13 protein-coding genes are annotated in these 13,272 nt (G+C 74.2%); 6 read left to right on the top strand and 7 right to left on the bottom strand.

The window, feature by feature from the left end; all coding sequences use genetic code 11:
- Position 1: 1 nt before the first annotated feature.
- From ACFWWU_RS29715 to ACFWWU_RS29695, 5 genes are all read right to left on the bottom strand, one after another.
- Positions 2-196: a hypothetical protein gene (locus ACFWWU_RS29715; RefSeq protein ID WP_384149649.1), complete on the bottom strand. Its 195-nt coding sequence runs from the start codon at positions 194-196 to the stop codon at positions 2-4.
- Positions 189-1,772: a ferric reductase-like transmembrane domain-containing protein gene (locus tag ACFWWU_RS29710; protein WP_384149647.1), complete on the bottom strand. Its 1,584-nt coding sequence runs from the start codon at positions 1,770-1,772 to the stop codon at positions 189-191. Before ACFWWU_RS29710 ends, ACFWWU_RS29715 begins: the two co-directional genes overlap by 8 nt.
- Positions 1,773-1,857: 85 nt before the next feature.
- Positions 1,858-2,442: a DUF2269 domain-containing protein gene (locus tag ACFWWU_RS29705; protein ID WP_384149644.1), complete on the bottom strand. Its 585-nt coding sequence runs from the start codon at positions 2,440-2,442 to the stop codon at positions 1,858-1,860.
- On the bottom strand, positions 2,439-3,455 hold the full coding sequence (locus ACFWWU_RS29700; RefSeq protein ID WP_384149641.1) for a hypothetical protein: 1,017 nt from the start codon (positions 3,453-3,455) through the stop codon (positions 2,439-2,441). The genes ACFWWU_RS29705 and ACFWWU_RS29700 overlap by 4 nt, the downstream gene beginning before the upstream one ends.
- Entirely contained in the window at positions 3,452-4,153 is a 702-nt protein-coding gene (locus ACFWWU_RS29695) for a DUF4386 domain-containing protein (protein WP_384149638.1), read from the bottom strand. Before ACFWWU_RS29695 ends, ACFWWU_RS29700 begins: the two co-directional genes overlap by 4 nt.
- Before the next feature lie 672 nt (positions 4,154-4,825).
- Between ACFWWU_RS29695 and ACFWWU_RS29690 the strand changes: the two genes are divergently transcribed.
- The 6 genes from ACFWWU_RS29690 to ACFWWU_RS29665 all read left to right on the top strand — a co-directional run bounded on the left by ACFWWU_RS29690 (position 4,826) and on the right by ACFWWU_RS29665 (position 11,901).
- On the top strand, positions 4,826-6,028 hold the full coding sequence (locus tag ACFWWU_RS29690; protein WP_384149635.1) for an NAD(P)/FAD-dependent oxidoreductase: 1,203 nt from the start codon (positions 4,826-4,828) through the stop codon (positions 6,026-6,028).
- A 1-nt stretch (position 6,029) separates the two neighbouring features.
- On the top strand, positions 6,030-8,600 hold the full coding sequence (nirB, locus tag ACFWWU_RS29685; protein ID WP_384149632.1) for a nitrite reductase large subunit NirB: 2,571 nt from the start codon (positions 6,030-6,032) through the stop codon (positions 8,598-8,600).
- On the top strand, positions 8,597-8,977 hold the full coding sequence (gene nirD, locus ACFWWU_RS29680) for a nitrite reductase small subunit NirD (protein ID WP_384149629.1): 381 nt from the start codon (positions 8,597-8,599) through the stop codon (positions 8,975-8,977). Before nirB ends, nirD begins: the two co-directional genes overlap by 4 nt.
- A gap of 53 nt (positions 8,978-9,030) precedes the next feature.
- Positions 9,031-9,615, top strand: coding sequence for a TetR/AcrR family transcriptional regulator (locus tag ACFWWU_RS29675; RefSeq protein ID WP_384149626.1), 585 nt, complete (start codon positions 9,031-9,033; stop codon positions 9,613-9,615).
- 94 nt (positions 9,616-9,709) lie between these two features.
- Positions 9,710-11,074, top strand: coding sequence for an MFS transporter (locus tag ACFWWU_RS29670; protein WP_384149624.1), 1,365 nt, complete (start codon positions 9,710-9,712; stop codon positions 11,072-11,074).
- 56 nt (positions 11,075-11,130) lie between these two features.
- On the top strand, positions 11,131-11,901 hold the full coding sequence (locus ACFWWU_RS29665) for an SDR family NAD(P)-dependent oxidoreductase (protein ID WP_384149621.1): 771 nt from the start codon (positions 11,131-11,133) through the stop codon (positions 11,899-11,901).
- Between the two features lie 23 nt (positions 11,902-11,924).
- Here the strand turns inward: ACFWWU_RS29665 and ACFWWU_RS29660 are convergent, their stop codons facing one another.
- Positions 11,925-12,338, bottom strand: coding sequence for a VOC family protein (locus tag ACFWWU_RS29660; RefSeq protein ID WP_384149618.1), 414 nt, complete (start codon positions 12,336-12,338; stop codon positions 11,925-11,927).
- A 112-nt stretch (positions 12,339-12,450) separates the two neighbouring features.
- On the bottom strand, positions 12,451-12,900 hold the full coding sequence (locus tag ACFWWU_RS29655; RefSeq protein ID WP_384149615.1) for a group III truncated hemoglobin: 450 nt from the start codon (positions 12,898-12,900) through the stop codon (positions 12,451-12,453).
- Positions 12,901-13,272 lie beyond the last annotated feature (372 nt).

The following is a 13,272-nucleotide window of genomic DNA, read 5'->3' as shown; positions in this document are numbered from 1 at the left end:
ATCAATCTCGTGATCGTTGAGCTACGTCTGAGGTTGCGGCGCCCGGTTCGCGGTCGGGCGCGGGCGGGGCGGCCGGGGCGACGGCGGCCGTGAGCAGGGTCGCGGCGAGCGCCCCGGCGCCGAGGAGCGCGGCGGCGAGACGCCGCCGGGCCCGCTGTTCGCCGGTGGTCGCCGGACGGGCTCGGTGTCTAGCCATGGTCGAAGTCCTCGCTGTGGATACGGGAGGCGGGCACCCCGGCCCGGATCAGGGAGTCGGTCGCGGCGCGGGCCATCGCGGGCGGGCCGCACAGGTACACGTCGTGGGCGGCGAGGTCGGGCACGAGATCGCGCAGCGCGCGGGGGGCCAGGGGGTCGAAGGGGCCGTCCGACGGGCCGAGCAGGAAGTGCAGGGCCGCCCTGCGTTCGCGGGCGATGGCCTCCAGCTCCGCGCGTAGGACGAGGCCGCCCGCGTCGGAGGCCCGGTAGAGGAGGGTGACGTCGCCGGGGCCGCCGGGCAGGGTCTCGAAGAGGGCGCGCAGCGGGGTGATGCCGACGCCGCCCGCGAGCAGCAGGACCTTGCGGCGGGTGCGGCGGTGGGCGGTGAGCGCGCCGAACGGGCCGGAGGCCAGGACCCGTGTCCCGGGGCGGAGGCGCCGGATCCGGCGGGTGTGGTCGCCGAGCGCCTTGACGGTGATCCGCAGGGTGTCGTCGCGGACGGGTGCGGAGAGCGAGAAGGGCAGGGCGGTCGCCCAGAGCCCCCGCCGGAGGAAGCGCCAGCGGAAGAACTGGCCGGGTTCGGCGCGCAGCCGGGCCACTCCCCTGCCCTGGACCAGGACGGAGACGACGCCGGGCCCCTCGTCGCGGACCTCGGCGACCCGCAGGTCGTGCCGGAGGGCGGCGCGGACGGGGACGACGATCCGGTACCAGACGAGGAGGACGCCGACGGTGGCGTGGGCCATCGACCAGAGCCAGACGGTGAGGAGGTTCGCGGCGACGTCGGGGCCGGCGAGCTGGTGGACGAAGCCGAGCGCGGCGGCGAGGAGTCCGCTCAGGTGGACGGCCCGCCAGGTCTCGTGCCGGACGCGGCGGCGGACGGCCCGGGCGGAGGTGACGCCGACGGCGACGAGGAGGGCGGTGCCGGCGGTGGCGGCGGCGATCGCCCCGTAGGAGAGGAGGTCTCCGGTGGCGGTGACGAGGTCGGTACGGGTGTGCACGGCGTACCCGCAGAGGGCGAGGAGGGCGTGGGCGCCGATGAGGCCGAGGACGTACCGGCCGCCGAGGGCGTGCCACCGGGCGAGCCGGTCGGCGCCGACGCCGTGCTCGACGGCCGGGACGCGGGCCATGAGCAGGAGGAGGACGAGGACGCCGTACCCGGCGAGGAGCCCGGTGAGGTGGGCGCCGGTCGCGAAGAAGGCGTCGAGGCGGGCGGAGGGGCGGGCCTGGAGGCCCCAGAGGAGGGCGACCGCTCCGGCACCGGCGACGATCGCGGTCCGCAGCCGCTCGGGGGCAAGCCGGAGGGCGGGAGCGGGCCGGGGAGCGGAGACGGGCCGGAGGGCGGGAGCGGGCCGGGGAGCGGAGACGGGCCGGGGAGCGGAGACGGGCCGGGGAGCGGAGACGGGCCGGAGGGCGGGAGCGGGCCGGGGAGCGGAGACGGGCCGGGGAGCGGAGACGGGCCGGGGGGCGGCGGCGGGCCGCGGGATGGGGGCGGGGGCGGTCGCTGCTGGAACGGGCGCGGGGGCCGGCTGGCCGGGGAGCGGTACGTAGAGAGGGTGGTGGCTGGCCTCGGTGGTCACATCCGGCACCCTAGGTCCGCCCCGATACGGGAATCCGCGGCTCGGGCCCCTCCGCCGGATCCTTAAGGCGGGCTTGAGCCGAGCCTCACGGCTGGTTAACCTCGACCTTCTGTGACGGACCGTCAACTGACCTGGCCGGGCCGTTTCTCGCGGGGCGGCGGCGGCCACGGCGGGTCCTGCCCCATGGCTTGTAGACGGACAGTGCCGTCGCCGAGACCAGCAGCACCAGCGCGACGCTCATGCTGATCACCAGCTGCAGGCCGACGGATTCGGAGGCCGTGCCCACGTCCGCCTGTTCGCGCAGCCAGTGCTGGAGGAGGAAGTGGCCGTCCAGCATCAGGGCGACGGTGATGACGAGTTTGGCCGCGATCCAGTAGTGCTTCAGCAGGCCCCACTGGGTCGCCAGCGCGAGGAGCAGGCCGGACAGCAGGGTCATCCAGGCGACGCCGACGATCAGTTCGATCCCGAGGATCTCCATGACGACACGCGTCGCGCGTACGACGTCCGGGTCGTCGGTGGAGAGGCCGATCAGCCCGAGGAGGAGCTGGGCGATCTCGACTCCCACCCAGCCGACCGCCACCGTCACATGGAGGGTGAGGATCGCCTTGCGCCGGCGCGGGGACAGGCGCGGAACCCTTCCGGCGGCGGGCGTTGTTAGGGGACGGCTCATGTGTCCTGCCTCCGGTCGTCGTCGGGGCCGCCGGCGAGGACGGCGCGGTGCGAGCCATGGGCGGGTGCCCGCTCGCCGGGCCTGCCGGAACGGCGGTCGTCCCGTACGCCCGGCGATACGCCGAACACCAGGAACGCTGCTGCGGGGATCATCGTGACGCCGGCGCTCACCGCGGCCGTGGTGGCCGGGGAGGCGAAGGCGAGGCCGACCGCCGCCGCGGCGGTGACCAGCGCGACGACGGCGCCGTACGCGGCGACGGTGACGCGGATCAGGCGGAGCCGTTCCGCCTCCGGTCGTCGGGTACGGCTCAGCAGCCAGGCCAGGGAGGGCAGCAGCAGGACGGCGTGCATGGTGACGGCATGGGCGGGGCGCAGGAAGCCCGCCGACCGGTAGGCCTCGGCCGCGCGGCCCGCGCCCTCCAGTGTCAGCCCGTAGGCGATCATCACCGCTCCGGCCGCCATGGAGCCGGTGAGCGCCACCAGTCCGGCACGGAGCGCGAGCCGCATGCTGGGGGCGATGGTCGGGGTGGGGGCAACGGTCGGGGTGGGGGCGCCGGTCGGATTGGGGGCGCGGGTCGGGCTGGGGCGCAGGGCGGCGACGGTGAGTGCGACGACGACCGCGACGAGGGTGACGCCGCCGGCCGCGAGGGCGCGGGTGACGACGGTGTCGAAGGTGGTCTCGGTGTTGAAGTGCGAGGGGACACCGCGCCATGCCTGGAGGGTGATCAGACCGGTCTCCAGCAGGGACGCCGCGGTGAACGCGCCCAGGAGGAGCGTGCGGGTGCGCGCGGCGAGCGGGAGGAGCCCGCAGATCCAGGTGACGGTCAGCACGCTGACACCGAAGGACAGCCCGAAGGTGATCGGCTTCCGCCAGGAGACGGGGCCGTCCCACGGGCCGTCGGCCAGCACGAGGACGACGGTGTGGAAGGCGGCGGAGGCGAGCATCAGGAGGCCCGCGCCGACGGGGATCAGCCAGGCCGCCGGGCGCCCTCGTACGGGCGAGGCGGCGGTCATGCGTGCACGACCGGTGCGGCCGGGCGCGAGCGGACCAGCGTGACCGCGGCCCAGACCAGCCAGGCCGTGCCGCCGAAGCGGACGACGGGCAGCAGGTAGCCGAAGTCGAGGGCGAGGAGCGTGAGGGTGGCGGCCAGTCCGGCGGCGGCGATGACCAGCCCGGTGGTGGCGCAGGCGCGCGGCAGGAGCCCGCTCCTCCGGGCCGCCAGGCAGACGCCTGCCGCCAGGAGGGCGAAGGAGACGGCGTATCCGAGACCGCCGGCGAGGAAGGACAGGTCGGCCAGGGCGCGGGCGAGGGCCGCTGGCGCCTCTTCCGGAAGCCGGCCGAGGGTCCAGGTGAGCGCGGCACTGGAGGCGAGCGCGCCGCCGGCCAGTACTCCGCCGGCGAGGACTGTCGCCGCCGCGGCGCCGTGGTCCTGTCCCTGCCCCCGTCGCACCAGCCGGGCCAGGGTGGCGGCGACGGGCACCAGGAGCACGGCGGCGACGAGCAGCAGGAAGGCGCCCAGGCTGATCGCCGTGCCGTTGTCGCGTACGTACTCGCGCAGGATGTCGCCGCCGGGGGTGTCGGGCTGCGGGGTGGCGCGGTTGGTGACGACGTACGCGGCGGTGAGTGCGGCGTAGGAGAGCGAGCCGGTGAGCAGCGCGACGGCGCCGCGCGAGGGCGTGGCCGCCTGGGACTCGCGTACTGATGTGGGCATGACAGCTCCTGGATCATCGGTGAAGGGAATCGTCGCGGGGCCCCGGTGGCGGTGCGGGCGGGACCCCGGCGGGCGGTGTGTGGCGTGGCGCCCCGGTGGGCGGTGCGGGCGTGGACTCCGGTGCGTGATAGCCAGAATGCCGCCGCGTGGGGGCCGTGGTCGTCCCGCGGCGGGAGGCGGTACGACTACTCCGCGGGGAGTAGCCCGCGCCGGGGCGGTCGGCCTGGACGCGAGCCGTATACAGCTCGCGTCATCGGCACGCTCGGATACGAACTGCGCCCCCGCTTCGACGCGTTCCGCGGCCGCTGCCCCGGCAGCGACGTGCAGTCACCGAAGTCGTGGGCAGCGACCCGTTCGCCTCCCTGCGCACCGGAGAGACGGAGGCGAACGTGCTGTGGCCGCCCGTCGCCGAGGCGGACCTCGCCGCCGGCCCCACCGTGGCCACCGGAGGCCGCGCACCGGCCGAGACCGCGTCCTGGCCGAGACCGCGCACCGGCCGAGACCGCGTCCTGACCGAGGCCGCGCACCGGCCGAGACCTCGGCCGCCGTCGGCCCCGTCCCCCCGTGACCGCTGGGCCTCACAGCGCCCAGGACCGGAGACGGAGATCAGCGTTCCGTACGGGAAACAGTCGGGATGCCGCCGGGTAACACCGGCCGCGCACGCTTCCCGGTATGAGTACACGGATCGTGGTGGTCGGGGGCGGAACGGCGGGCGCCCGGCTCGCCCAGCGCCTGCCCGTCACCCTCCTCGGCGAGGAGCCGCACGCCCCGTACAACAGGGTGCTGCTCGCGGACGTCCTCGCCGGGCGGTACGCCCCCGAGGTGATCGCCCTGCCCGGGACCCGGGAGCCGGTACGGCTCGGGGTGCGGGCGGTACGGATCGACCGGGCGGCGCGGACGGTGGAGTGCGCGGACGGCTCCCTCGTCGGCTACGACCGGCTGGTCCTGGCCACGGGCTCCAACCCGGTGCTGCCGCCGCTGCGCGGCCTGCGCGGGGCGGCGCTGCCGGAGGGCGTCCACCCCTTCCGTACGCTCGACGACTGCCTGACGCTGCGCGCGCTCGTCCGGCCCGGGGTGCGGGCGGTGGTCATCGGCGGCGGGCTCCTCGGGGTCTCGGCGGCGCGGGCACTCGCGGCACTGGGCGCGGAGGTCGTCCTGACCCAGCAGGGCGAGCGCCTGATGGAACGCCAACTCGACGTCCAGGCATCGGCCTTGCTGCGCGACCACGTGGAGTCCCTCGGCGTCGAGGTGCACACGGAGTGCCGGGTGAGCGGCCTGCGGCAGCGGGACGGGGCGGTGACGGCGGTCGAACTCGCCGACGGCTTCGTGCTGGACGCCCAGGTCGTGGTCCTGGCCTGCGGGGTCAGGCCCCGGACGGCCCTGGCGCGGGAGGCGGGCCTCGACGTCGGCAGGGGCGTCCTGGTCGACGACGAACTGCGCACCTCCGACCCGTACATCCACGCGATCGGCGACTGCGCGGAACACGCGGGCCGCGTCTACGGCCTGGCGGGCCCGGCCCTGGAACAGGCGGACGTCCTGGCGGACGTCCTCCTGACCGAGGCACCCACGACGGACGCCCCGCCCCGGTACACCGGCACCCGCGCCCTCACCCGCCTCACTCTCGGTGGCACCCACCCCCTCGACCTCGCCGCCTTCGGCGACGCGACCGCCCAGCCGGGCGACGACGTCGTCCAGCTCACCGACGCCACCCAAGGCGCCTACCGCAAGGTCGTCGTCCGCGGTGACCGGCTCGTCGGGGGCGTCCTCCTCGGCGACCTGGCCGCTGTCGGCGCGCTCGCCCGGGCCTGGGAGGGCGACGAAGCCCTCCCGGAGGCCCCTCTGCTGCACCTGCTCACCCACGACGGAGGCTCCTGACATGAGCGCTGACATGACGACGCCCGCGCCCACCCCCACGATCGTCCTGGTCGGCCACGGAATGGTCGGCCAGCGGTTCCTGGAGGCGCTCGCCGACCGTGGCGTCACCGAGCGGGCCCGGATCGTGGTCCTCTGCGAGGAGCCGCGCCCGGCCTACGACCGCGTGCAGCTGACCTCGTACTTCTCGGGCAAGAGCGCCGAGGACCTGTCGATGGTCGAGGCCGGTTTCCTGGAGAAGCACGGCATCGAGCTGTACCTCGGCGACCCGGCGGAGTCGGTGGACCGGGAGGCCCGTACGGTCACCGCCCGCTCCGGGCAGGTCTTCGCGTACGACACGCTCGTCCTCGCCACCGGCTCGTACCCCTTCGTCCCGCCGGTCCCCGGCAAGGACGCCCGCGGCTGCTTCGTCTACCGCACGATCGAGGACCTGCTCGCCATCGAGGAGTACGCGAAGACGGCGACGACGGGCGCGGTCGTCGGCGGCGGGCTGCTCGGTCTGGAGGCGGCGGGCGCGCTCAAGGGGCTCGGACTCGACACGCACGTCGTGGAGTTCGCGCCGCGCCTGATGCCGGTGCAGGTCGACGAGGGCGGCGGCGCGGCGCTCCTGCGCACGATCGAGCGGATGGGCCTGAGCGTCCACACGGGGACGGGCACCCAGGAGGTCGTGACGGCGGACGGCGCCGTGACCGGGATGAAGCTCTCGGACGGCTCCGAACTGGCCACGGACATGGTCGTGTTCTCGGCGGGCGTACGCCCCCGGGACCAGCTGGCCCGCGACTGCGGCCTGGACGTCGGCGAACGCGGCGGCATCGCGGTCGACGAGCAGTGCCGTACGTCGGACCCGGCGGTGTTCGCGATCGGCGAGTGCGCGCTCGCCGTGGACGGCCGGGTGTACGGCCTGGTCGCGCCGGGCTACGAGATGGCGCAGACGGTGGCCGCGGCCCTGGCTGACGAGGCGGGGGACGGGGACGGCTTCACGGGCGCCGACATGTCGACCAAGCTCAAGCTCCTCGGCGTGGACGTGGCCTCCTTCGGTGACGCGCACGGCACGGCCGAGGGCTGCCTCGACGTCGTGTACTCCGACTCCCGCTCGGGCGTCTACAAGAAGCTGGTGATCTCCGGTGACGGGGTGCTGCTCGGCGGTGTCCTGGTCGGCGACGCCGAGCAGTACGGGCTGCTGCGGCCGCTCACCGGTTCCGTACCGCCCGTCTCCGCCGAACAGTTGGTGCTCCCGGCGGGCGCGGGCGCGCCGGTGGCGCTCGGCCCGTCGGCGCTGCCGGACGACGCGGTGATCTGCTCCTGCCACAACGTCACGAAGCACGCGATCGGCCAGTGCGAGTCGCTGGCCGAGGTGAAGAAGTGCACCAAGGCCGGTACGGGCTGCGGCAGTTGCGTGAAGGTGATCGAGAAGCTGCTGCCGGCCGCCACCGACAAGGGGCTCTGCGGCTGCTTCTCGTACAACCGCAGCGAGCTGTACGAGATCGCCCGCACGCTCCGGATCACCTCCTTCGCCGCGCTGCTCGACTCGCACGGGCGGGACGGGGCGAAGGGCGGGGAGGGCTGCGAGGTCTGCAAGCCGACGGTCGGCTCGATCCTGGCCTCGCTCGCCCCGGCACTCGGCATGGGCGGATACATCCTCGACGGCGAGCAGGCCTCCCTCCAGGACACCAACGACCACTTCCTCGCCAACATGCAGCGCAACGGCTCGTACTCGGTCGTGCCGCGCATCCCCGGCGGCGAGATCACCCCGGACAAGCTGATCGTGATCGGCGAGGTGGCACGGGACTTCGGTCTCTACACGAAGATCACGGGTGGCCAGCGGATCGACCTCTTCGGCGCCCGGGTGGACCAACTCCCCTCGATCTGGACCCGCCTGGTCGACGCGGGCTTCGAGTCGGGGCACGCCTACGGCAAGTCGCTGCGCACGGTGAAGTCCTGCGTCGGACAGACCTGGTGCCGGTACGGCGTCCAGGACTCGGTGAAGATGGCGATCCAGCTCGAACTGCGCTACCGGGGCCTGCGCGCCCCGCACAAGCTCAAGTCGGCGGTCTCGGGCTGCGCCCGCGAGTGCGCGGAGGCCCAGTCGAAGGACTTCGGGATCATCGCGACGGCGAACGGCTGGAACCTGTACGTCGGCGGGAACGGCGGCGCGACCCCGCGCCACGCGGACCTGCTCGCGCAGGACCTCTCGGACGCCGAACTCGTGCGTCTGATCGACCGGTTCCTGATGTTCTATATCCGGACGGGAGACCGCCTGGAGCGGACGTCGACCTGGCTGGAGCGCCTGGAGGGCGGGCTCGACCACCTCAAGGACGTGGTGGTGCACGACTCGCTCGGGCTGTGCGACGAGTTGGAGGCGCTGATGTCGGCGCACGTCGCGGACTACCAGGACGAGTGGGCGCAGACGCTGGACGACCCGGACCGGCTGCGGCGCTTCGTCTCCTTCGTGAACGCGCCGGAGGCGCCGGACCCGTCGGTCCGGTTCGTTCCGGAGCGCGACCAGATCAAGCCGGATCTGACGATCCTGACGCTCGGCCCGACGAACAGCACCCTGGAAGGGGCTTCCCGATGACGACGCCCGGCTCGACGACACTCACCTCGACGACGCTCACCTCGACGACGCTCGAACTCTCCCCCTCCCCCGACACCTGGATGACGGTCTGCGAGGAGTCCCGGCTGACCCCGGGCCGGGGCGTGGCGGCGCTGCTGCCGGACGGCCGGCAGGCGGCGGTCTTCCGGGACCGGTCGGGGCGGACGTACGCGATCGACAACCGCGACCCGTTCACCGGGGCGCAGGTGCTGTCCCGGGGGCTGATCGGCTCGGCGGACGGGCGGCCGTTCGTGGCCTCGCCGCTCCTGAAGCAGCGGTTCGACCTGGAGACGGGCCGCTGCCTGGACGACGACGAGATCACGGTCGAGGTCTACCCGATCCGCTCCACCTCCCTCTAGCCCTCACCCCCTTTAGCTTGACCGATCGTTCCAGAAAGACATACGGTCTCTCTGTGGCCAGGACCAAGGAATTCGATCCCGACGCCGCGCTCCAGGCCGCTCTCGACCTGTTCTGGGCGCGCGGCTACGAGGCGACGACGATGTCGGACCTCGTGGAGCACCTCGGGGTGGGCCGGGCCAGCATCTACGCGACCTTCGGGAACAAGCACGACCTGTACATGAAGGCGATGGACCGCTACCTGGAGACCCGCGACCCGGAGCTCGTCGAGGAGCTGTCCACGCCGGGCCCGGCCCTGCCGGCCGTGCGCGGGCTCGTCCGCCGCTTCGCCGCCCAGGCGGCGACCGAGGGCGAGCGCCTGAGCGGCTGCTTCGTCACCAACTCGGCGGCGGAGCTGGCACCGCACGACGTGGCCGTCGCGCGCCGGGTCGAGCTCAGCTGGGAGCAGGTCGAGACGCTCCTGTACGGGGCGCTCACCCGGGCCCGGGCCGGGGGCGAGCTCCCGGCGGACCGGGACCCGCGCGCCCTGGCCCGGATGCTGCTCGTCCTGCTCCAGGGGATCAGGGTGGTCGGCAAGGCGTCGACGGACCCGGGCAGGGTCCTGGACGCGGCGGAGCAGGCACTGCGACTGCTGGACTGAGGAGCCGAGAAGCGGGCGCCCGCAGGGGTGCCCTTTCTTCGGGACTCATATTGGAATGTACGGTCAAGTACAGCACCACTCGGGGGGATGGGTCATGCAAGCGACGCGGACACGGGAGCACGACAGAGCGACCGGCCACGACCGGCCCCGCACCCGCGGCGGGTTCGTCCTGCTCGGCGGCGTGCAGATGACGCTCATCTTCACGCTCGCCGGCCTCGCCGTCCCCCTCCCCCGCATCGGCGCCGAGTTCGGGCTCGACCGCGCCGACCTGATCCTGCTGAGCGCCGCCTACGGCCTGACCTTCGCCGGGCTGCTCCTGCTCGGCGGCAGGCTCGCCGACCGGTCCGGCGGCCGCCGGACCCTCACGGCCGGGCTCCTGGTCTTCGGCGTCGCCTCCGCCCTCGCACCGTTCGCCCCCGGGTACGAGGCGCTGCTCGCCGCCCGCTTCGGACAGGGCGTCGGCGCGGCGCTCGTCGCCCCGGGCGCGATGGCCGTCCTCCGGGCACTGTTCCCGGCACCGGCCGCGTACGGCAGGGCGATGGCCACCTGGGGCGGGCTCTCCGTGCTCGGCGCGACCGCCGGGAACCTGCTCTCCGGGGTGATCGCGGCCGCCGTCTCCTGGCGCGGCACCTTCGCCGTACCGGTCGCCGTGACCCTCGCGGCGCTGCTCCTCGCACCCCGGCTGCTGCCCGCGACCCCGCCCGGTACGGGCCGGGCCCTGGACCTGCCCGGCGCACTGCTCGCCACGGCCGGGCTCACCCTCGCCAGCTTCGGGCTCGTCCTCACCGACGCCCACCCCTGGGGCTCCGCACCGGTCCTCGTCCCGCTGCTCACCGGCCTGGTCTTCCTCGCCGCCTTCGCCGCCGTGGAACGGCGGACGGCCGATCCGCTCCTGCCGCCGGACTTCCTGCGCGACGGCCGCCGCGTCCTGGGCCTCGCGGCGGTGGGGCTCACGGCGGCCGGGACGGCCACGGTCTTCGTCCTGCTGTCCCTCGCCCTCCAGGAAGGGCGCGGCTGGTCCGCGCTGCTCACCTCCGGCTCCTTCGTGCCCTTCGCGGTCGCCCTGCTCGGCGCGGGCCGGCTCGCGGGCCCGCTGATCGGGCGGTACGGCCCCGGCCGGGTGACCGGAGCCGGGCTCGGCACGGCCGCCGCCGGGCTCGGGCTGCTGGCCGCGACCGGCTTCGACGGCTCCGTCCCGTACGCGTACGGGCTACTGCCCGGCCTCCTGCTGCTCGCGGTCGGTAGCGCCCTGTCCTTCGCGGGCGCCGCCGTCCTCGCCACCGAGCACGTCCCGGCACACCGCGCGGGGCTCGCGGGCGGCGTCCTGAACACGGCGATGGAGCTCGGGCCGACCGTGGTCTTCGCCGCCCTGCTCACCCTCGGCGGCGACGCGGTGTCGCTGGCGGCCGCGGCCGCCCTGTTCACCGCCCTCGCGGCCACCACGATCCGCACCAAGTAGAAGCACCGCAAGAAGAAGCACCGCAAGCAGAAGCCATCACTGGGGAGTCGACTCACATGTCCGCGTCATCCGCACGCTTCACCGACCGCACCGTCCTCGTCACCGGCGCCGGCTCCGGCCTCGGCCGGGCCATCGCGCTCGCCTTCGCCGCCGAGGGGGCGAAGGTCGTCGTCGCCGGCCGTACCGCCGAGCCCCTCGACGCGACGGTCGCCCTGATCGAGGCCGCCGGGGGCACCGCGGCCGCGGTCACGGCCGACGTGTCCGGCGCCGAATCCACGCGGGAGCTGGTCCGGCGCACGGTCGAGCTCTTCGGGGGTCTCGACGTCGCCGTGAACAACGCCGGGGTCTTCCGCGGCGGCCACAGCGCGGCCGACTTCCCCCTGGAGGACTGGCAGACGCTGCTCGACATCAACGTGACGGGGGTGCTGCACGCCCTCCAGGCCGAGGTGGCGCACATGCGGGCGCACGGCGGCGGGGCGATCGTGAACATCTCGTCCAACCTGGGTCCGCACGTCCGGATCCCCGGGGTCTTCGGCTACCAGGTCTCCAAGGCGGCCGTGTCGGCCCTCACCAGGGCCGCTGCCCTGGACCACATCGCCGACGGGGTCCGGATCAACGCGGTCAGCCCGGGCGCCGCGGAGTCCTCGATGTCACTCCAGCCGGGCGAGACGGAGGCCGAGCGGGCGGTCCGGATGAAGGAGCAGTCTCCCCTGGGCCGGATCTCGTCCGCCGCGGAGGTGGCGGCGGCGGTCCTGTACCTCGCCTCGGACGCGGCGGGCTCCGCCGTCGGCACCGACCTGGTGATCGACGGCGGGGTCTCCGCCTGACGTACGCCGAGGGTCCGGGGGGCTCAGCCCTGGGCCGCCGCCGGGTCCATCCAGAAGACCTCCCAGTGGTGGCCGTCCAGGTCGGTGAAGGAGCGGCCGTACATGAAGCCCATGTCCAGCGGCTCCTTCGCCGGGCCGCCACCGGCGGCGAGGGCCGCGTCGGCCAGCTCGTCGGCCTTCGCGCGGCTCTCGGCGCTCAGCGTGATGAGCACCTCGGTGGCCTTCGTGGCGTCGGAGATCTCCTTGCCCGGGGCGGTGAAGCTCCTGAACTTCTCCTCGGTGAGCAGCATCGCGAAGATCGTGTCGCTGATGACGACGCAGGAGGCGGTCTCGTCGGTGAAGGCCGGGTTGATCGAGAAGCCGATCTTCTCGAAGAAGGCCTTGCTGGCGTCGAGGTCCTTCACGGGCAGGTTCACGAAGATCATCTGCGGGGCCATGGCGCTCTCTCTTCCGTCGGGCGGCCGGGGCGCTCGGTGCGTTCCGGCGCTTTCGAGAGGTAGGACGGGCGTGCCGCCCGTAACTCATCGCTCTCCCGAGGATCCTTTTCGCTCAGGCCGCGGAGCGCAGCTCCAGCGCCGCCAACGGTACGAATCCGCCGCCTCCGCCGCCGGTCCCGGCGTCGGGTCCGGCGAGCCTGCGCAGCATCGCGACGGCGATCCGCTCGCCCTGTGCCTTGGCCCGCTCGGCCCTCGGCCCTTGGTGCGAGCCGTCGACGGCGGCGTGCCAGAGCTGGACCCAGCGGCCGAAGTGGGCGGCGGTGAGCGGCCGCGCGGAGTGGAGGGCGGCGTGCGGCGCGAAGGCGTCGCGCCCGTAGTCGGCGGTGCGGAAGAGGGCGCGCTCCCAGAAGTCGGTGATCCGCGGCAGATGGACCTCCAGGTCCGTACCGGCGATCTCCGTGAAGAAGGGTCCGATGAGCGGGTCCGCGAAAGCGGCGGTGTAGAACCGGCGCAGGACGACGTCGAGGTCGTCGCGGTCGCTGATGTCCCGGGTGGCGCGCATGCCCCCAGTGTCCCCGCCCGGGCCCCGCTCCCCCAGTGCCGAACGTCCCGGGTGCGGTCGGTGAACGCCTCGGCGGCCCGGGTCGCCGAGGCGTCCGGGGACGGGCCCTGCGCCTCCCCCACCTGCGGTGCCACCTCTCCCTCACCTGCGGTGTCACCCCCTCCTGACCTGCGGCGCCGCCCCTCCCTCACCTGCGATGCCCCTCCCCCCCCCCACCTGCGGTGTCACCCCTCCCTCACCTCCGACGCCGCCCTCCCCCACCTGCGGCGTCACCCTTCGCCCCGTGCCCGCCTCTTCCGCTTCATCGCTTGTTGATGCACCGTCAACTCCGTACTCCTAGGTTCCGGAAGCGCGCGACCCCGCCGCCGACCG

This window comes from Streptomyces sp. NPDC058650 (genome assembly GCF_042717315.1).
Classification (GTDB): Bacteria; Actinomycetota; Actinomycetes; order Streptomycetales; family Streptomycetaceae; genus Streptomyces.
This window is presented reverse-complemented; position numbering and strand designations above follow the sequence as displayed.